General features: G+C 74.2%; 10 protein-coding genes. 7 read left to right on the forward strand and 3 right to left on the reverse strand.

Translation table 11 applies throughout. The features are described 5' to 3' along the window. Positions 1-42 precede the first annotated feature (42 nt). The 5 genes from IF45_RS0122220 to IF45_RS0122240 are packed head-to-tail and all read left to right on the forward strand — an operon-like array spanning position 43 to position 15,144. Positions 43-9,453, forward strand: coding sequence for a non-ribosomal peptide synthetase/type I polyketide synthase (locus tag IF45_RS0122220; RefSeq protein WP_030309121.1), 9,411 nt, complete (start codon positions 43-45; stop codon positions 9,451-9,453). Continuing rightward, on the forward strand, positions 9,443-11,125 hold the full coding sequence (locus tag IF45_RS0122225; RefSeq protein ID WP_003952145.1) for a phytoene desaturase family protein: 1,683 nt from the start codon (positions 9,443-9,445) through the stop codon (positions 11,123-11,125). Before IF45_RS0122220 ends, IF45_RS0122225 begins: the two co-directional genes overlap by 11 nt. 53 nt (positions 11,126-11,178) lie before the next feature. Beyond that, positions 11,179-12,852, forward strand: coding sequence for a phytoene desaturase family protein (locus tag IF45_RS0122230; protein ID WP_003952146.1), 1,674 nt, complete (start codon positions 11,179-11,181; stop codon positions 12,850-12,852). After that, positions 12,849-13,904 carry an MDR family NADP-dependent oxidoreductase gene (locus tag IF45_RS0122235; RefSeq protein WP_008409969.1) on the forward strand — a complete coding sequence of 352 codons (1,056 nt, stop codon included), beginning with the start codon at positions 12,849-12,851 and terminating at the stop codon, positions 13,902-13,904. The genes IF45_RS0122230 and IF45_RS0122235 overlap by 4 nt, the downstream gene beginning before the upstream one ends. Positions 13,905-13,944: 40 nt before the next feature. Continuing rightward, positions 13,945-15,144, forward strand: coding sequence for a cytochrome P450 (locus IF45_RS0122240; RefSeq protein ID WP_030309122.1), 1,200 nt, complete (start codon positions 13,945-13,947; stop codon positions 15,142-15,144). A 54-nt stretch (positions 15,145-15,198) separates the two neighbouring features. On the opposite strand, the gene IF45_RS0122245 is transcribed toward IF45_RS0122240, so the two are convergent. Both IF45_RS0122245 and xylB read right to left on the reverse strand, forming a co-directional pair. After that, positions 15,199-15,801, reverse strand: coding sequence for an N-acetylmuramoyl-L-alanine amidase (locus IF45_RS0122245; protein WP_003952149.1), 603 nt, complete (start codon positions 15,799-15,801; stop codon positions 15,199-15,201). 232 nt (positions 15,802-16,033) lie between these two features. Beyond that, positions 16,034-17,464, reverse strand: a complete 1,431-nt coding sequence (xylB, locus tag IF45_RS0122250) for a xylulokinase (RefSeq protein WP_030309124.1) — start codon at positions 17,462-17,464, stop codon at positions 16,034-16,036. Between the two features lie 186 nt (positions 17,465-17,650). Between xylB and xylA the strand changes: the two genes are divergently transcribed. Together xylA and IF45_RS34290 are read left to right on the forward strand one after the other, a co-directional pair. After that, positions 17,651-18,817, forward strand: coding sequence for a xylose isomerase (gene xylA, locus IF45_RS0122255; protein WP_003952153.1), 1,167 nt, complete (start codon positions 17,651-17,653; stop codon positions 18,815-18,817). A gap of 132 nt (positions 18,818-18,949) precedes the next feature. Beyond that, positions 18,950-19,480 (forward strand): hypothetical protein, encoded by a 531-nt coding sequence (locus tag IF45_RS34290; protein ID WP_030309126.1) that lies wholly within the window; start codon positions 18,950-18,952, stop codon positions 19,478-19,480. A 79-nt stretch (positions 19,481-19,559) separates the two neighbouring features. Here the strand turns inward: IF45_RS34290 and IF45_RS0122265 are convergent, their stop codons facing one another. Further along, a complete protein-coding gene (locus IF45_RS0122265; protein WP_008410310.1) occupies positions 19,560-19,907 on the reverse strand; it encodes a hypothetical protein in 348 nt (115 codons plus the stop codon). Positions 19,908-20,105: the final 198 nt, after the last annotated feature.

The following is a 20,105-nucleotide window of genomic DNA, read 5'->3' on the forward strand; positions in this document are numbered from 1 at the left end:
GCCGCACCCAAGGCGGCGCGACCACCTGAGGAGTGTGCGAACTTGGCTGACGCGATCAACGACGCCTCGACGGGCAAGGTAGCGATCATCGGCATCGGCTGCCGGCTGCCCGGCGGCGCCGGCGACCACCGCGCCTTCTGGCGGAACCTGCTCAGCGGCAAGGACTGCCTCACCCCCACCCCGCCCGACCGCTACGACGCCGCCACCCTGGCCACCCGGCACCGGGACAAACCCGGAAAGCTGGCGGCGGGCCGGGGCGGGTACATCGACGGCTTCGACGAGTTCGAACCGGCCTTCTTCGGCATCAGCCCCCGCGAGGCCGACCACATGGACCCGCAGCAGCGCAAACTGCTGGAGGTGGCCTGGGAGGCGCTGGAGGACGCCGGGCAGCGCCCGGCCGACCTGGCGGGCAGCAACACCGGCGTCTACGTGGGCGCGTTCACCCTCGACTACAAGATCCTCCAGTTCGCCGACCTGAGCTTCGAGACCCTCGCGGCGCACACCGCGACCGGCACGATGATGACGATGGTGTCGAACCGGATCTCGCACTGCCTCGACCTGAGGGGTCCGAGCCTCACCGTCGACACGGCGTGCAGCTCCTCCCTGGTCACCGTCCATCTGGCCTGCCAGAGCCTGCTGCGGGGCGAGAGCGACCTGGCGCTCGCGGGGGGCGTCCTGCTGCACTCGGCACCGCAGTACACGATCGCCGAGACCAAGGGCGGCTTCCTCTCGCCCAGCGGCCGCTCCCGGGCCTTCGACGCCTCGGCCGAGGGGTACGTACGCGCCGAGGGCGTCGGCCTGGTCGCCCTCAAGCGGCTGGAGGAGGCGCTGGCCGACGGGGACCCGGTGCACGCCGTCATCCTCGGCAGCGGCGTCAACCAGGACGGCCGCACCAACGGCATCACCGTGCCCAGCGCCGACGCCCAGATCTCCCTGGTCCGGCGGGTCTGCGCCGAGGCCGGCGTCACCCCGGGCGACCTCCAGTACGTGGAGGCCCACGGCACCTCCACGCCCGTCGGCGACCCCATCGAGGCCAACGCCCTGGCCCAGGTCCTCGCCGAGGGCCGCGCCCCCGGCGCCGCCTGCCACGTCGGGTCGGTCAAGACCAACATCGGGCACACCGAGTCGGCGGCGGGCATCGCCGGGCTCATCAAGACCGCGCTGGCCCTCAAACACCGGGTGATCCCGCCCCACATCAACCTCGACACCGTCAACCCGGCCATCGCGTACGAGAGTTCACCCTTCACCATCCCGACCGAGGCTGTCTCCTGGCCGGCCCACGAGGGGCCCGCGCGGGCCGGGGTCAACTCCTTCGGCTTCGGCGGCACCAACGCCCACATCGTCCTGGAGGAACCACCGGTCCGCCCGGCCGCCCCCGGACGCCGCACCGCGCGGGAGATGGCCGAGGAGACCGCCCGCCCCGAGGGCCCGGGCTGGAGCATCCTGCCGCTCACCGCCCGCCACCCCGACGCCCTCGCCGAGGTGGCCGCGGGCATCCGCCGCGAACTCGACGGCGGGAACGGCGCCCGGCCCGCCCTCGCCGACCTGGGCCACACCCTCGCCCACCGCCGCCAGCACCTCGAAACGCGGCTCTCCGTCGTCCACTCCTCCCGCGCCTCCCTCGCCGAGGCACTCGACGCCCACCTGCGCGGCGAGCCACACCCCCGGGTGGTCCAGGGGCGGCGGCTGGAGCCCGAGGACCGGCGCCTGGTCTGGGTCTTCACCGGCATGGGGCCGCAGTGGTGGGGGATGGGCCGGGGGCTCCTGGAGAGCGAACCGGTCTTCCGCGAGGTCGTCACCGCCTGCGACCGGGAGATCCGGCGCCTGGCCGGCTGGTCGCTCCTCGACGAGATGGCGGCCGGCGCCGAGACCTCCCGGATGGCGGAGACCTGGCTCGCCCAGCCCGCCAACTTCGCCGTCCAGGCCGGACTGGCCGCCCTCTGGCGCTCGTACGGCGTCACCCCCGACGCCGTCGTCGGCCACAGCACCGGGGAGATCGCCGCCTTCCACGAGGCCGGCGTCTACTCCCTGGAGGAGGCGGTGGGCATCGCCGTCCACCGCAGCCGGCTGCAGCACACCCTCGCCGGCACCGGAGGCATGCTCGCCGTCAGCCTCTCCGAGGAGGAGGCCGAGCACCGGGTACGGCCCTACGCCGACCGGGTCTGCGTCGCCGCCGTGAACAGCCCCACCGGAGTCACCCTGGCCGGGGACCGCGACACCCTCGTCCGGCTCTCCGGGGAACTCCGTGACGAGCAGATCTTCGCCAAGCTCCTGACCGTCCAAGTCCCCTACCACAGCCCGCAGATGGACCGGATCAAGGACGAGCTGCTCGCCTCCCTGGCGGGGCTCGCACCGCGCCCCGCCCAGGTGCCCGTCCACCTCACCGGGATCGAGGGGCCGGCCGACGGGGTGGTGCTGGACGCCGCGTACTGGTGGCGGAACGTCCGCGACCGGGTCGCCTTCCGGGCCGCCGTGGACCGGCTCGCCGACGAAGGGCACCGGCTCTTCCTGGAGATCGGGCCCCATCCGGCCCTCGCCCACTCCCTGCGCGAATGCCTGGAGGCCACCGGGCGGACCGCCGTCACCGTGCCCTCGATCCGCCGCGAGGAGGACGAGCCCGAGCGGTTCGCGGCCTCGCTGGCCACCCTGCACAACCTCGGTGTCGACGTCGACTGGGACGTGCTCCAGCCCACCGGCAGGGCCGTGCCGCTGCCGCGCTACCCCTGGCGGCGCGACCGCCACTGGACCGAGCCGCGCAACGTCGCCCAGGTCCGCCTCGGCCACCTCGACCACCCGCTGCTGGGCCGCCGCACCGACCACCCGGGCCCCGCCTGGCAGAGCGCCCTGGACACCGAGCGGCTGCCCTACCTCGCCGACCACCGCATCCAGGACTCCGTGGTCTTCCCCGCCGCCGGTTACCTGGAGATGGCCACCCAGGCCGTCCTGGCGCTCACCGGCGGAGCCTCGGCCGTCCTCGCCGACGTCGACCTGCGCAAGGCCCTCTTCCTCGCCGAGGACCAGACCACGACCGTCCACCTGACGGTCGACCCGGAGAGCGCCGACTTCGCCATCGCCTCCGCACCGCCCGGACCCGGCGGCGAACGCGCCGTCCACGCCACCGGCACCGTCCGCACCGCCCAGCACCCCGCGGCCGGACCCCCGCTGGACCCGGCGGCCGTCCAGGCCCGCAGCGGCCAGTGGCTCACCGGCTCCGCCTGCTACACCGGACTCGCCGCCCTCGGCTACCACTACGGGCCGGCCTTCCAGGCGCTCGACGAGGTCTGGATCGGCGACGGCGAGGTGCTGGCCCGGATCAGCCCGCCCGAGGTCCTCGGCGACGACCCCGCCCGCCACCACCTCCATCCGGTCCTCCTCGACGCCTGCTTCCAGTCGCTGCTGACCCGCCAGATCCCCGCCGACGGCGACCCCGCCCCCGGCACCGGCATCCGCCTGCCCCTGTCGATCGCCGAACTGAGCCTCACCCCGGTCGGCGACCGGACCCTGTGGGCCCACGGCGTGATCACCCGCGACGACGGGGACGAACTCGTCGCCGACCTCGCCCTGTACGCCGAGGACGGCACCCCCCTCGGCCGCCTCACCGGCTTCCGCGCCGCCGACGTCGAGAAGGCCTCCGCCACCGTCTCCCGGGCCACCGTCGACTCCTGGCTGGCCGTCCCCGTCTGGACCGATCTGCCGCTGCCCGAGGACGCCGGGGCGCCGGCCGAACCCGGCGGCGACTGGCTGCTGTTCACCGACGGCGACCCCGGTGGCGTCGGTGCCGCCCTCGCCGCCCTGGTCACCGGCCTCGGCCACCGCTGCCGCACGGTGACACCCGCCGCCGCGTACACCAGGAACGCCGAGGGCACCGCCTTCACCCTCGCCCCCGACTCCGCCGACGACCTGGCCCGCCTCTTCGCCGACCTCGACGCGGACACCGGGCCCTTCCGCGGCACCGTCGTCCACCTCGGCGGCCTCGGACTCCCGCCGTACGAGGGCTGCCCGCGCGAGACGCTGCGGCAGGCGGCCGGGGGCGGCGCCTGGGGGCTCGTCGCCCTCGCCAAGGTCCTCCAGAACCGGCCCGCACCCGGCGCCCTGCACGTCGTCACCCGAGGGGCGCAGCCCGTCACCCCCGGCGAGGCCGTCGAACCGCTCGGCGCGCCCGCCTGGGGCGTCACCCGCGTCCTGCGCCACCAGGAACTCACCGCGCACCGGGGCAAGCTGATCGACCTCGACCCCGCGCACGACCGGAGCCCCGCCGGGGCCCGGGCCGAGGCCGAGGCGCTGCTGCGCGAGTTCCGCACCGGGGACGAGGAGGAGATCGGGCTGCGCGGCACCCGCCGCGCCACCAGCCGGCTGCGCCCCGCCGACGACCTCACCCGCCCCCTGCCGCCGAGGCTGCGCGCCGACGGAAGCTACCTCGTCACCGGCGCCTTCGGCGCGCTGGGCCGCCTGCTCTGCCGCACCCTGGTCAAGCGCGGCGCCCGGCACCTCGTGCTGATGGGCCGCACCCCGCTGCCGCCCCGCCGCGAATGGCGGCGCACCGACCCGGCCACCGCCCAGGGCCGCGCCGTCGCCCTCCTCAAGGAGCTGGAGGCGCTCGGGGCGCACCCGGTGGCCGCCCCGGTCGACGTCACCGACGAGGCCGCGCTGACCGCCTGGCTGGAGGAGTACCGGCAGGGCGACCCGCCGCCCCTGCGGGGCGTCTTCCACCTGGCCGGGCAGGTCCGCGACACCCGGATCGCCGACCTGGACCGGGCCGCCTTCGACGCGGTCCACGACCCGAAGACCGTCGGCGCGTACCTGCTCGACAAGCACCTGAGGGACGAACCGCTCGACCACTTCGTGCTGTTCGCCTCGGTCGCCTCCCTGCTGACCACCGCCGGGCAGACCAACTACGCGGCCGGCAACGCCTTCCTCGACGCGCTCGCCCACCGTCGCCGCGCCGAGGGCCGGCCCGCCCTCAGCCTCGACTGGGGCCCCTGGGCCACCGGCATGATCGAGGAACTCGGCCTCGTCGAGCACTACCTGCACAGCCGGGGCATGAGCAGCCTCACCCCGGGCGCCGGCATGAGCGTGCTGGAACGCGTCCTGGGCCAGGACCGGGCCCAGCTCGTCGTCGCCACCGTCGTCGACTGGCGGACCTTCCTCGCCTGGTACGACACCCCGCCCGCCCTCGTCGCCGACCTCGCCGCGGCGGCCCTCGACTCCGCCGCCGACAGCGGCGGCGGCTTCCTCGACACCTTCCGTGCCGCCGACGGCGCCGGACGCCGCGCCTTGGTCGCCGAACGCTTCACCCACCTCGTCGCCACCGTGCTGCGCACCCCCGTCCAGGACGTCGACCCGGCGGGCGGCCTCGGCGCGCTCGGTCTCGACTCGCTGCTCGCCATGGAGGTACGGGCCAAGGCCCAGGCCGAGTTCGGCGTCGCGCTGCCCGTCGTCGCCCTGCTCAGCGGCACCTCCGTCGGCGAACTCGCCGACCGCCTCCACGACGGGCTCGCCGAGCGGATCGCTGCCGACCAGGACGGCGGCGACCGGGCGGCGGCCGTGGAGCTGTTCAGCGACGAGGGCGACCACCCGCTGACCCAGAACCAGAAGGCCCTCTGGTTCCTCAAGCAGCTCAACCCGGACGGCTACGCCTACAACATCGGCGGCGCCGTCGAGGTGCGGGCCCCCCTCGACCCGGAGCTGATGTTCGAGGCGGTCCGCCGCCTGATCGCCCGCCACCCCGCCCTGCGCACCACCTTCCACCTCAGCGACGGCCGCCCCGTGCAGCGCGTCGCCGCCGAGGCCGTGCCCGACCTCGCCCTCTTCGACGTCGAGGGCCAGGAGTGGGAGGAGATCCGGCGGACCATCATCCGCGAGTACCGCGAGAGCTACGACCTGGAACGGGACGCGCTGGTCCGCTTCCGGCTCTTCCGGCGCGGCGACGACCGCTGGATCATCATGAAGGCCGTCCACCACATCGTCTCGGACGCCATCTCCACCTTCACCTTCATCGAGGAACTCCTCGCCGTCTACGAGGCGTTGAAGCGGGGCCAGGAACCGTCCCTGCCGCCGGTGACCGCCCGCTACGTCGACTTCCTCAACCAGCAGAACCGCTTCCTGGCGAGCCCCGAGGCCGGCGCCATGCTCGACCACTGGCGCGCCCACCTCCCCGCCGAGGTCCCGCTGCTGGACCTGCCGACCGACCGGCCCCGCCCGGCCGTGCAGACCCACAACGGCGCCTCCGAGTTCTTCGTCCTCGACGAGGAGCTGACCGCCCGCGTCCACACCCTCGCCCAGCGCCACGGGGTCACCCCCTTCATGGTGCTGATCTCCGCCTACCACCTGCTCCTGCACCGCTACTCCGGCCAGGACCACGTCATCGTCGGCTCCCCGGTGACCGGTCGCACCCAGCAGGAGTTCGCCTCGGTCTACGGCTACTTCGTCAACCCGCTGCCGCTCCACGCCGACCTCTCCGGCGCCCCCTCCGTCGCCGAACTGCTCGACCAGGTCCGCGCCACCGTCCTGGGCGGCCTGGACAACCAGGAGTACCCCTTCGTCCTGCTCGTCGAGGAGCTGGGTCTGACCCACGACCCCAGCCGCTCGGCCGTCTTCCAGGCGATGTTCATCCTGCTCACCCACAAGGTCGCCACCGAGCAGTACGGGTACCGGCTGGAGTACATCGAACTCCCCGAGGAGGAAGGCCAGTTCGACCTCACCCTCTCGGTCTACGAGGACGAGTCCGAAGGGCGGTTCCACTCCGTCCTGAAGTACAACACCGACCTCTTCGACCCCGAGACCGTCCGCCGGATGGCCGGCCACTACGTCCACCTCCTCGACAGCATGACGCGCGCCCGGCCCGAGACCCCCACCCCCGAACTGGAGATGCTCGGCGCCGAGGAACACGAACGGCTCGTGGAGGAGTGGAGCGGCGCCCGGCAGGCCGCCGCGGCCCGGCCTGCGGGCGGCGCCCACCGGCCCGTCCACCGGCTCTTCGCCGAGGCCGCCGCCGCCCGGCCCGGGGCCACCGCCGTCACCGTCCCCGCCCCGTACGGCGCCTCCACCCACCTCACCTACGGCGAACTCGACCGGCGGGCCGATGCCAGGGCGCGACGGCTGCGCGCGCTCGGCGCCGGGCCCGGCACGGTGGTCGGCGTCCAGCTGGAGAAGTCGCCGGAGCTGATCGTCACCCTGCTCGCCGTCCTCAAGGCCGGCGGCGCCTACCTCCCCCTCGACCCCGCCCTCCCGGCCGACCGCACCGCCCAGGTCCTCGCGGGGGCGGGCGCCGCCCTCCTCGTCACCGGCCCGGGCTCGGGCCCGGCGCCCACCGGGCTCTCCTGCCCGGCCGTCACCCCGGACCAGCTCCGCGCCGCCGAGAGCGACGGGCCCGCCCCCGAGACCCCCGACGACCCGGACGCCCCCGCGTACGTCATCCACACCTCCGGCTCCACCGGCGTCCCCAAGGCCGTCCGGGTCAGCCACCGCAACCTCGCCGCCGCCTACGCCTCCTGGCGCACCGCCTACGGCCTGGAGCGGGACGTGAGGGTCCACCTCCAGACCGCCCAGCCCTCCTTCGACGTCTTCACCGGCGACCTGGTGCGCGCCCTCTGCTCGGGCGGCACCCTGGTCCTCGCCGACCGCGACCTGGTCTTCGACACCGCGCGCCTGTACCGCACCCTGCGCGCCGAACGCGTCGACTGCGCCGAACTGGTCCCCGCCCTGGTGCGCGGCCTGATGGACCACTGCGCCCGCGAGGGCGAGCGGCTCGACTTCCTCCGGCTCCTGATCGTCGGCTCCGACACCTGGAAGACCGCCGAGTACCGGCGGCTGCGCGAACTCTGCGGCCCCGGCACCCGCGTCCTCAACTCCTACGGCGTCACCGAGGCCACCATCGACAGCGCCTGCTTCGAAGGCCCCGCCGAGGAGCTGGACCCGGGCCTGACCGTGCCGATCGGACGCCCGCTGCCGCACGCCACCCTCTACATCCTCGACCCGTACGGCGCCCCCGTGCCCCCCGGCGTCACCGGTGAGCTGTGGATCGGCGGCGAGGGCGTCTCCCTCGGCTACGCGGGCGACCCGGAGCTGACCGGGCAGCGCTTCACCACCCGCACCCTCGGCCGCGGACCCGGCGCCCGGCCGGTACGCCTCTACCGGACCGGCGACCTCGCCCGCTGGGACGCCGAGGGCCGCGTCCACCTCCTCGGCCGCCAGGACGGCCAGGTCAAACTGCGCGGCCACCGGATCGAGACCGGCGAGATCGAGGCCCACCTCACCGCCCGCCCCGGGGTCGCCCGCGCGGTGGCCGCCGTCCGCACCGACGCCGGCGGCGAGGCCGTCCTGTGCGCCTACTGCGTCCCCGAACCCGGCGTCACCCTGGACATCCGCGCGCTCCGCCGCCACCTCGCCGCGGCCCTGCCCTCGCACATGGTCCCCGCCCACCTCGCCGAGGTCTCCGCGCTGCCGCTGACCGCGCACGGCAAGGTCGACCTCCGTGCCCTGCCCCAGCCGCAGGGCGAGCGGCACCGGGCCTACGAGGCGCCCGTGACCCTCTACGAGGTGAGCATGGCCCGGCACTGGGAGGCCCTGCTGGGCCTGGACCGGGCGGGGCTCGGCGACGACTTCTTCGAGTCCGGAGGCAGCTCCATCAAACTCATCGAACTCCTCCACCACCTGCGGACCGAGTTCGGCGTCGCCGTCCCCGTCAGCCGCCTCTACCAGGTGACGACCCTGCACGGCATGGCCGCCGCCGTCGAGGAACGTGTCACCGGCACCACCGCCGACGAACTGCCCCACCTCACCTTCAACGAGGCCGCCCCCGACCCCGTCTTCTGCTTCCCGCCCGCCGGCGGCCACGGCCTCGTCTACCGCGGCCTCGCCGCCCAGCTCCCCGAGTACCGCGTCGTCGCCTTCAACTACCTGCCGGGCGACGACAAGGTGGCCCGCTACGCCGACCTCGTCGAGGCGGCCCGGCCCGAGGGCGCCTGCCGGCTGCTCGGCTACTCCCTCGGCGGCAACCTCGCCTTCGAGGTCGCCCGCGAACTGGAGGCCCGCGGCCGGGACGTCGGCCACGTGGTCATCCTCGACTCCCGGCGCGTCACCGAGGCGTTCGCGCCCGGCGCCGACGGGCTGAAGACCTTCGAGGCGGAACTCGGCGGCCACCTCTACAAGCACACCGGCTCCGAGACCGTCACCAGCACCCTGCTGGAACACGCCGCCGAATACCTCAGCTTCTGCGGCCGGAACCCCAACACCGGCACCGTCGGCGCGCCGGTCACCGTCGTCTCCGACGAGGAGAAGACCGAGCTGTACGCGGCCGGCGTCCCCGGCACCTGGTACGGCAGCTCCGCCACCGGCACCCGGGTCCTGCGCGGCTCCGGCAAGCACGCCGACATGCTCGACGCCGACCACCTCCCGCGCAACGCCGGCCTGGTCCGCGCCCTCCTCACGGGGGAGGCCGGCCGTGCGGCGTGAGGAGGACACCGAGTGGACCCGGCGCGAGCCCGCGCCGGGCAGCCCGCCGCGCGTCATCGTCGTCGGCGCCGGGATGGCCGGCCTCTCCACCGGCTGCTACGCGCAGATGAGCGGGATGCGCACCCGCATCTTCGAGAAGCACGTCCTCCCCGGCGGCTGCTGCACCGCCTGGTCCCGGGACGGCTACCTCTTCGACTACTGCATCGAGTGGCTGATCGGCACCGCCGAGGGCAACGACGCCCACCAGGTCTGGCGGGAGCTGGGCGCGCTCGACGGCAAGACCGTCACCAACTTCGAGCTGTTCAACAAGGTCACCGACGAGAGCGGCCGGTCGGTGGTCTTCTACAACGACCCCGGCCGGCTGGAGGCCCACCTGCTGGAGGTCTCCCCGGCCGACGCCCGGCTGATCCGCTCCTTCTGCCGTGACCTGCGGCGGTTCACCGAGATCGAGCTGTACCCCTTCCTCACCGCCCCCGCCCTGCGCACGGTCCGCGAGAAGGCGGCCACCCTGCGCACCGTCCTGCCGGCCTTCCGCCTCTTCTGGCGCACCGCCGCCACGCCGATGCACCGCTTCGCCGACCGGTTCGAGGACCCGCTGCTGCGCAAGGCGTTCCGCAACATCTTCTTCCAGGACCCCGAAGGGTTCCCCCTCCTGCCCTATCTCTTCAACATGGCCGCCGCCCACCACGGCAACGCGGGCTTCCCGCAAGGCGGTTCACTGGGCCTGGCCCGCTCGGTCGAGGAGCGGTACACCTCGCTCGGCGGCACGGTCAGCTACCGCGCCCGCACCGAGAAGATCCTGGTGGAGAACGACCGGGCGATCGGCGTCGAACTCCGCGGCGGCCGCCGCTACTACGCCGAACACGTCGTCTCCGCCTGCGACGGCCACACCACCATCCGCGGCCTGCTGGACGGCAAGTACACCGGCCCGCGCGTCGACAAGCTCTACGACGAACTGCTGGAGAGCCCGGGCACCCTCTTCCCCGCCGTGGTCTCCGCCTTCGTCGGCGTCGAGGGCCCCCTGCCCGAGGCGGACGCGCACAGCACCACGTACCTGCTCGGCGCCGAGGAGGCCGCCGCCCTGCCGGGCGCCCTCCAGGACAGCCTCGTCGTCCAGCTGCGCTCGCGCTACTCCGACGGTTTCGCCCCGCCGGGCAAGTCGGTGGTCCACTGCACCTACTTCAGCGACTACACCCACTGGGCCGACCTGCGCCGCACCGACCGCCGACGCTACCGCGAGGAGAAACGCCAGGTCGCCGACTTCGTCCGGACCTTCCTCGGCCGCCGCTGGCCCGAGGTGGCCGGGCGGATCGAGCTGGTGGACGTCGCCACCCCGGCGACCACCCGGCGCTACACCGGCAACCACAACGGCTCGATCCTCGCCTGGAAGGCGTTCTCCGACGCCGACGACCTCGCCGCCGGCCTGGTCGGCAAGGACCGGATGCGGCTGCCCGGTCTGGCCGGGTTCTCCATGGCCGGGCAGTGGGTGGGGATGGGCGGCCTGATCCGGGCCGCCTCCACCGGCCGCTTCGCCGTCCAGTACCTCTGCGCGGAACTGGGCCTGCCGTTCCGCGCCCACGAGAGCACCGGCACCGAGCCCTGGCATCCGGGCCGCCTCGGCCGGCTGCCCCAGCTCGACCGCTGGTACGCCAAGGAAAGGCGCGACTCATGACGACAGCGGGGGAGCGGACCACCCGGCCGGGGACGGGCCGCCGCAGGGAGACCATGCTCATCATCGGGGCGGGGCTCGGCGGCCTCTCCACCGGCTGCTACGCCCAGATGAACGGCTACCGCACCAAGGTCCTGGAGATGCACGAGCTGCCCGGCGGCTGCTGCACCTCCTGGGAACGCGGCGACTACACCCTGGACGCCTGCGTCAGCTGGATGCTGGGGAGCGGCCCGGGCAACGAGATGCACCAGATCTGGCTGGAGCTGGGCGCCCTCCAGGGCAAGGAGGTCCGCCACTTCGACGTCTTCAACGTCGTGCGCGGACAGGACGGCCGGGCCGTCTACTTCTACTCCGACCCCGACCGCCTACAGGCCCACCTGACCGCCCTCTCACCCGCCGACGCGCGGCAGATCAAGGAGTTCTGCAGCCACCTGCGCGCCTTCCGCAAGGCCCTCGCGGTCTACCCCTTCCTCAAACCCGTCGGGCTGATGGGCCGCGTCGAGCGGCTGCGCATGCTCGCCTCCTTCGTCCCGTACGCCAATGCCGTCCGGAAGACGATCTCGGTGCTGATGGCCCAGTACTCGGGCCGGTTCAAGGACCCGCTGCTGCGCCACGCGTTCAACTTCGTCCTCTACGAGAAGCACCCCAACTTCCCCGTCCTGCCCACCCACTTCCAGCTCGCCTCGCACGCCAACCTCTCCGCCGGCGTCCCCGAGGGCGGCTCGCTCGGTGTCGCCCGGTCGATCGAGCGCCGCTATCTCGGGCTCGGCGGCGAGGTCGCGTACAACACCAAGGTCGAGGAGGTGATCGTCGAGAACGACCGGGCCGCGGGCGTACGCCTCAGTGACGGGCGCGAACTGCGGGCCGACATCGTGGTGTCGGCGGCCGACGGGCCCACCACCATCAACAAGTTCCTCGGCGGCCGCTACCTCGACGACGCCTACCGGAAGCTCTACACCGAGACCCTGCACCAGCCCGGCATGGTCTTCCCCGGCTACTTCACCCTCTTCCTCGGCCTCAAGCGGAGCTTCCCCGAGGCCGAACCCTGCACCACCTACCTCCTGACCGACGAGCAGGCCGCCGAACTGACCGGCATCCGCCACCCCAGCATCAACGTCCAGTTCCGCAACCGCCACTACCCGGAACTCTCCCCGCCGGGCACCAGCGTCGTCTACGCCACCTACTTCTGCGACATCGCCCCCTGGCGCGCCCTGGACGAGGGGCCCGAGCAGGCCACCCGCCGCCGGGGCGGGCAGGAGCTGCACACGCTCCCCGTCCGTCACGGCCGGGGCTACTACGCGGCCAAACGCCGGGCCAGGACCGCGCTGGTGAGCTTCCTGGAGGAGCGCTTCCCGGGCCTCACGGAGTCGATCGCCGTCCGCGACGTCTCCAGCCCCCTGACGCAGGTCCGCTACACCGGCAACCACGACGGGACGGTGCTCGGCTGGCAGCCGTTCGTGGAGAGCGGCGAGACGCTGGAGGAGCTGGTGAAGAAGCACGGTCCCGGGCTGCCCGGCCTCGCCGACTTCTACCAGTCTGGTGTCTGGGCGACCACCGGCGGCCTGATCCGCGCCGCCGCCGCCGGCCGCCACGTCATGCAGTTCGTCTGCCGCGACGACGGCGTGCCCTTCACCGCCTCCGTCGACACCTCCGCCCCGCCCCCCACCCACCTCGTCATCCCCGTCGGGCCGCAGGACGGCCCCGCCCAGGCCCCTAAGGAGCCGCAGTGAAGATCAGCAAGTGGGTGGTCCGCGAACACGTCGAGGGCGCCCCCGACGTCGGCCGGGTCTACGAGAAGGTGACCGAGGAGGTCCCCGTCGACCTCGCCGAGAACGAGATGCTGCTCAAGACCCTCTACGTCTCGGTCGACCCCTACCTCCAGGGCATCGCCCTCGACACCCCGGTCGGCGACGCCATGGGCGCCGACTCGATCATGGAGGTGCTGGCGGCAGGCCCCCGCGCCGCCCACCGCCCCGGAGACCTCGTCCAGGGCTTCGGCGGCTGGCAGTCCCACGTGATCAGCGACGGCGCCCCCAGGCTCTGGCAGACCGGCACCTTCCCGATGGTCTTCCCCGCCTACCGCCGCCTGCAGCGCCACTGGTACGACGAGGCGCTGCCCCTGCAGACCGCGCTCAGCGCCATGGGCGGCCCGGGCATGACCGCCTGGGGCACCCTCACCACCTTCCTGGACCCCCGACCGGGCGAGACCCTCGTGGTCAGCGGCGCCTCCGGAGCCGTCGGCACCCTGGTCGGCCAGCTCGCCCGGCTGGCCGGCGCCCGCGTCGTCGGCACCACCTCCAGCCCCGCGAAGGCGGCCTACCTGCGGGAACTCGGCTTCGACGAGGTCGTCCGCTACCGGCACGGCGACAGCGCCGAGCAGGTGGGCGAGGCGCTGGACCGGGCCGCGCCCGACGGCGTCGACCACTACTTCGACAACCTCGGCGGCGCCGTCACCGACGCGGTCTTCGCCCGGCTCACCGTCGGCAGCAAGGTCGCCGTCTGCTGGCAGTGGGCCACCCAGGTGGGCCGCGAGGCGGTCGGGCCGCGACTGCTGCCGTACATCATGTTCCCCCGCACCACCGTGCGCGGGATCTTCTCCCTGGAGTGGTTCACCGAGGCCAACTGGCAGGCGCTCCACGCCGATCTCGGCGACCGCCTGCGGCGCGACGAGGTGGTCTGCGACCACACGCTGCACCAGGGGTTCGACGCCATCCCGGACGCCTACGCCAGCCTCTACCACGACCGCACCGCCAACTTCGGCAAAGTCCTGGTCGCCCTCTGACCCGGTGCCCACGCCCGCACGCCCACTGCCCGGAGGTACCTTGTCCGCCGCAACACCCGCCCCCGCCGGAGCCGTTCCGCCGCTCGCCCCGCTCCACCGCCGGGCGCCCGCCGAGCCGGGACCGCCTCGGCCGTGCACCCTGCCCGACGGTTCCCCCGGCTGGCTGGTCGACCGCTACGCCGACGTACGGCAGGTGCTCAGCGACAGCCGGTTCGGCCGCGCCGGGCTCTACCTCCAGGACGGCCCCTCCCGTTCCCAGGCGGCCGGACTGGTGGACGACCCGGAGCTGATGTTCAACCAGGACGGCGTCGAGCACCTGCGGCTGCGCCGCACCCTGCGCCGGGCCTTCACCCCGAGGGCCGTCGCCCGGTGGCGCCCCTGGATCGCCTCGATCGTCGACCAGCTCCTGGACGACCTGTCGGCGCGGCGCGGACCGGTGGACGCCGTCGCCGAGTTCACCCTGCCGCTGCCGGTCGCCGTGATCAGCCGCCTGATGGGCCTCGACGCCTCGGTGCGCGGCCGGATGCGCCACTGGAGCGAACACGCCTTCTCCGACGGCACCCGGCCCAAGGACGAGGTGGACGCGGCGCTCGCGGAGTTCACCGCCTTCGGCGCCCGACTGCTCGCCCAGCGGCGCCGGGCCCCCGGCGACGACCTGGTCAGCAGCCTGGTGCGGGCCGCCGACGCCGAGGGCGGCATCCCCGAGGACCGTCTCGTCAGCCTGGTCTGCGGCCTGGTGGCCGGCGGCCACGACAGCACCATGACGATGCTCGGCAACTCCCTGCTCTACCTGCTCGCGGAACGGCCCGAGGAGTGGCCCCGGCTGGCCGACGAACCCTCGGCGGAGCTGGCCGCCGCCCGCCTGATCCACCTGATCCCGCTCGGCGACGACCCGGGCAGCACCCGCTGCGCCACCGAGGACGCCGAGGTCGGGGGCGTCCTCATCCCGGCCGGCGCGGTGGTCCTCGCCGACTCCACCACCGCCAACCGCGACCCGTCGGTCTTCCCGGCCGCGCAGACCGAGGCCCTCTTCACCCCGCTGCCGGCGCCCACCCTCGCCTTCGGCGCCGGGCCCCACTACTGCCTGGGCGCCTGGCTCGCCCGGCTCGAACTCCACCTGGCCCTGCACCGGCTGGCGGTCCGCTTCCCCGGGCTGCGGCTCGCGGAACCGGAGAAGCCGGTCCGCTGGCGCCCGGCCGGCACCTCACGCAGCCCCGAACGGCTCCCGGTCACCTGGTGATCCGGAGCCCCGTGCGGGGTGCGCGCCGCCGCGCGCACCCCGCACGGCGACCGCTCAGGCGGCCTTGACGAGCTTGATGTACCGGTCCCAGTCCCACAGCGGACCAGGGTCGGTGTGGGTGGCGCCGGGCACCTCGTGGTGGCCGATGATGTGCGCCCGCGTCTTCGGGACGGCGTACGAGTCGCAGATCGCGGCGGTGAGCGCGGCCGAGGCGGAGTACATCGCGTCGGTGAAGTACTCCGGCTTGTCGACCCACCCCTCGTGCTCGATGCCGACGCTGCGGGTGTTGTAGTCCCAGTTGCCCGCGTGCCAGGCGACGTCCGCCTCGCGCACGCACTGGGCGACTCGGCCGTCGGCCGAGCGCACCACGTAATGGGCCGAGACCTTCTTGGCCGGGTTCTGGAAGATGCCGAGGGTGTCGGCGTAGGTCTCCTGCGTCACGTGGATGACGACGAAGTCCACCGGGTACTGGCGCGGCCGGTTGGCGACCGTGTAGTTGCCGGGCGCGGCCGGCACCCAGTCGGCGTCCGGGCGCTGCTGGGCCTCCACCCGGCCGGCGAAGGCGGGCCCGGCCGAGCCGGCGAGCAGCACGGCCGGCAGGGCGGCCGCGCCCTTCAGCAGTCTTCTGCGGGCGACGGAGCTTCGGGGACGTTCCACGGCGGTCCTGCCTCTCGGTGGGGGGTACCGGGCCGCCGCCACGGCAGCCCGCTGAACCGCCCCGCCCCGGGCATGGGGCACCGAGGCGGGGGTGGCGCGCGTACAGAGGGTGCGGGTCGCACCGCGGGCCGGGCGTGCGCACCGGCGCGGTGACGACAGCACGGTACGCGCGTAGATGACCGGGCGGTAGGGGTACGGGGGAGCGGGCCGACGCCGCGTCAGCCCGGCCCGTTCACTCCTCGGCCCAGAGCGTCCCGGCCCCCTCCACCACACCCGCGATCCGCTCCGCCGTCGCCTCGTCGCGGGGCAGCGGGTCCAGCAGCGGGCCGTCGGTGGTGCCCCAGCGGCGGGCCACGGCGGCCGGGTCCTCTCCGGTCAGCAGCCCCGCGGCCTGCGCGGCGGCGCCGAGTGCGACCAGTTCGCCGGCGCGCGGCACCCGCACCGGACGCCCCGTCAGCCGCCGCACCGTCTCCTGCCAGGCGGTGCCCCGCGCGCCGCCGCCGATGAGCAGCACCGGCTCCGCCGGGTCGGCGTCGGCGTCCAGGACCAGGCCGAGGGCGTCGAGCAGCGAGTGCACCGCGCCGTCGTAGGCGGCCTGGAGGATCTGGCCCGGGGTGGTGTCGTGCCGCAGGCCCGTCAGCAGGCCCGAGGCGTGCGGGAGGTTCGGGGTGCGTTCTCCGTCGAGGTACGGCAGGAAGGTGGCGGAGCCGCCGGGCTCGACCGCCTCGCGGTCCAGGCCGAAGAGGGCGGCGACGCGGTCCACGGCCTGGGTGCAGTTGAGGGTGCAGGCCAGCGGCAGCCAGTCGCCCCGGGCGTCGGCGAAGCCCGCGACGGTCCCGGTCGGGTCGGCGGGCCGGCGCGTGGAGACCGCGTAGGCCGTGCCGGAGGTGCCCAGGCTCAGCACCGGGGTGCCGGGGCGCAGCCCGAGGCCGAGCGCGGCCGCCGCGTTGTCCCCGGTCCCGGCGGCGACCAGGGTGCCCCGGGCGAAGGGCAGTTCACCCTCGCGGACGGTGCCCGCGACCTCCCCGGGCGCCACCACCTCGGGGAGCAACCCCCGGTCCAGGCCGATCAGTTCCAGCACCGTGTCGTCGTACGCCTCCGTCGGCCCCGCCCACCAGCCGGTGCCCGAGGCGTCGCCGCGGTCGGTGGTGCCGCGTCCGGTGAGCCGTTCGGTGAGGTAGTCGTGGGGGAGGCGGACGGCGGCGGTGGCACGGGCGGACTCGGGCTCGTGCTCGGCCAGCCAGGCCCACTTGGCGGCGGTGAAGGAGGCGCCGGGGACGCTGCCGATCCGGTCGGCCCAGACCTGCGGACCGCCGAGTTCCGCCACCAGGCGGCGCGCCTGCGGGGCCGAGCGCACGTCGTTCCAGAGCAGCGCCGGGCGGACGGGGGAGCCCTCGGCGTCCAGCGTGACCAGGCCGTGCTGCTGGCCCCCGACCGAGACGGCGGCGGCCTGGTGGGCGGCGGGGCCGCAGGCGCGCACCGCCTCGGTCAGCGCCGACCACCAGTCGCGCGGGTCGCTCTCGCGGCCGGCTCCGGTGGTGACGCGGTGCGGTGCCTGGCCGGTCGCCACGATCCGGCCGGTCCCCACGTCGACCACGAGGGCCTTGGCGGACTGGGTGGAACTGTCGATTCCGACGACGAGCGGGCCCTCGGCGGTTGACATCGGCCTCTCCGTCTCTGCTGGTGGGCCGTCGCGCGCCGGGGGTGCGTGGACGGCGGTGTCCTGGGTGGTGGGCCGAGCCTGCCACGCCCGGCCTCCCCGGGTCGACCGTCCCGGCCCCTTCCCATCCCGCCCTGGCGCCAGTAATTTGTCAACGCCGCGAACGAATACCTTTCAGGGAGCCGCTCCATGACGTACCAGCCCACCCCCGCGGACAAGTTCACCTTCGGCCTGTGGACCGTCGGCTGGCAGGGCCGCGACCCGTTCGGCGACGCGTCCCGGCCCGCCCTGGACCCGGTCACCTCGGTGCACCGGCTGGCCGAACTCGGCGCCCACGGCGTCACCTTCCACGACGACGACCTCATCCCCTTCGGCGCTTCGCACACCGAGCGCGAGGCGGTCGTGAAGCGGTTCCGGCAGGCCCTGGACGCCACCGGGATGAAGGTCCCGATGGCCACCACCAACCTCTTCACCCACCCGGTCTTCAAGGACGGCGGCTTCACCGCCAACGACCGCGACGTCCGCCGCTACGCCCTGCGCAAGACGCTGCGCAACATCGACCTCGCCGCCGAACTCGGCGCCACCACCTATGTGGCCTGGGGCGGTCGCGAGGGTGCCGAGTCGGGCGGCGCCAAGGACGTCCGCCTCGCCCTCGACCGGATGAAGGAAGCCTTCGACCTGCTCGGCGAGTACGTCCTCGACCAGGGCTACGACCTGCGCTTCGCCATCGAGCCGAAGCCCAACGAGCCGCGCGGCGACATCCTCCTCCCCACCATCGGCCACGCCCTCGCCTTCATCGAGCGCCTCGAACGCCCCCACCTGTACGGCGTCAACCCGGAGGTCGGCCACGAGCAGATGGCCGGACTCAACTTCCCGCACGGCATCGCCCAGGCCCTGTGGTCCGGCAAGCTCTTCCACCTGGACCTCAACGGCCAGTCCGGCATCAAGTACGACCAGGACCTCCGGTTCGGCGCGGGCGACCTCAGGTCGGCGTTCTGGCTGGTCGACCTGTTGGAGACCGCCGGGTACGACGGGCCGAGGCACTTCGACTTCAAGCCGCCGCGCACCGAGGACCTGGAGGGCGTCTGGGAGTCGGCCGCCGGCTGCATGCGCAACTACCTGATCCTCAAGGAGCGGGCCGCCGCCTTCCGCGCCGACCCCGAGGTCCAGGAGGCGCTGCGCGCCGCCCGCCTGCCCGAACTGGCCCTGCCCACGGCCGAGGACGGCCTCGCCGGGCTGCTCGCCGACCGCTCCGCCTTCGAGGAGTTCGACGTGGACGAGGCCGCCGCCCGGGGCATGGCCTTCGAGCGTCTCGACCAGCTGGCCATGGACCACCTGCTGGCCGCCCGGGGCTGACCCGGCCCCGGTTCCGTACGGCCGCCGGGCGGAGGACCCCCGCTCCGCCCGGCGGCCCGAAGTTGTCCGGGATCTGTCGCGATTCCCTTCCAGGGGTGGTCATCTGACACGGCATCAGGCGAACCTGGTGTCATGGCCACCCCGCCCGAACCACCCCAGCCCCCGACCCCGCCGCCCGGTGAGGGCGGACCCGGCCGTGAGCCGGTGCCCCCGCCGCCGGGCCCGCCCGTGCCGGGCCCCGACGACCCCGGGACGCTCGCCTTCGGCTCCGGTGGGGGCGGCCACCAGGGCGGACCCTGGCCGCCGCCCCCGCCGGGCGACGGCGGCCGGCGCCGCGGCCTGCTGATGCTGATCGCGGCCGCCGTGGCCGTGGCCGCCATCGCCCTCGTCCTGATCCTGCTCGCCGGGCGCGACGGGGAGGACGACCGGCCGCCCTCCGGCCCGCAGCCGACGGCCACCGCCTCCGAGGAGACCCCGGAGCCGGACGAGACGGCACCGGACGACGCGCCGACCGCCTGGCCCTCGGACTTCCCCTCGGACTTCCCTTCCGACTTCCCGACGGAGTTCCCGAGCGACTTCCCCTCGGGCTTCCCCACGGAACTCCCGAGCGACTTCCCGACCGAGGCGCTGCCCTCGGACTGGCCCTCGGGCTCCGGGGGCTGACCGCACACGCCGACGGCGCCGGCCCGGGAAGCGGGCGGCGCCGTCGGGACCGGCGGGAGGAGGACGCCGGTCGTGGGGGTCAGCAGTGGTTGGGCACGTTGCCCTTGTCGTTGCCCTTCAGGTAGACGGCGCTGACGTAACCGATGCCCCCGCTGTTCAGCTGCAGCCGGACCCAGTTGCGGTTGGAGATGCCCTTGTCGTTGACGAGGTCCCCCTCCAGCCAGCACAGGCCGGTGTAGCTGTAGCCGTTGTTGACGTGGCTGACGACCCGTTCCCCGAGGGCCGGTCCCGCGTGCACCTTGCCGTGGGTCCAGGCGACGACCGCCGTGGCCGCCTGGGCCGGTCCGGCTCCGATCGCCAGGGCCCCCACCAGGGCCGCCCCCGTTCCGGCGATCCTCAGTGTGCGCTTCAGCCTGCTGGTGGACATGTGCTCTCCCGTGGTGGTGTGGACACGGCACGGCGAATCCCACCGCCGTGACCGCGAGCCGGCCGCCGGACGCCCCGGCGGCGCGCCCCCGGGGTTCCGGCCGCGGTCCGTGGCCCCTGAAGCCATGCCCCCAACGGTCGCCGAACCAAGATCACCCTTCAATCGCCCGCCGGGGGGAGAGCGCGGCCGGACGTTCGC

The sequence above is a fragment of the Streptomyces albidoflavus genome (assembly GCF_000719955.1).
Classification (GTDB): Bacteria; Actinomycetota; Actinomycetes; order Streptomycetales; family Streptomycetaceae; genus Streptomyces; species Streptomyces albidoflavus.

What these genes read in the sequence shown, in the direction of transcription:
- IF45_RS0122230 (WP_003952146.1), top strand. Translation starts at nt 11,179, where the DNA reads ATGCTCATCATCGGGGCGGGGCTCGGCGGCCTCTCCACCGGCTGCTAC.
- xylB (WP_030309124.1), bottom strand. Translation starts at nt 17,464, where the DNA reads ATGTCAACCGCCGAGGGCCCGCTCGTCGTCGGAATCGACAGTTCCACC.
- xylA (WP_003952153.1), top strand. Translation starts at nt 17,651, where the DNA reads ATGACGTACCAGCCCACCCCCGCGGACAAGTTCACCTTCGGCCTGTGG.
- IF45_RS34290 (WP_030309126.1), top strand. Translation starts at nt 18,950, where the DNA reads ATGGCCACCCCGCCCGAACCACCCCAGCCCCCGACCCCGCCGCCCGGT.
- IF45_RS0122265 (WP_008410310.1), bottom strand. Translation starts at nt 19,907, where the DNA reads ATGTCCACCAGCAGGCTGAAGCGCACACTGAGGATCGCCGGAACGGGG.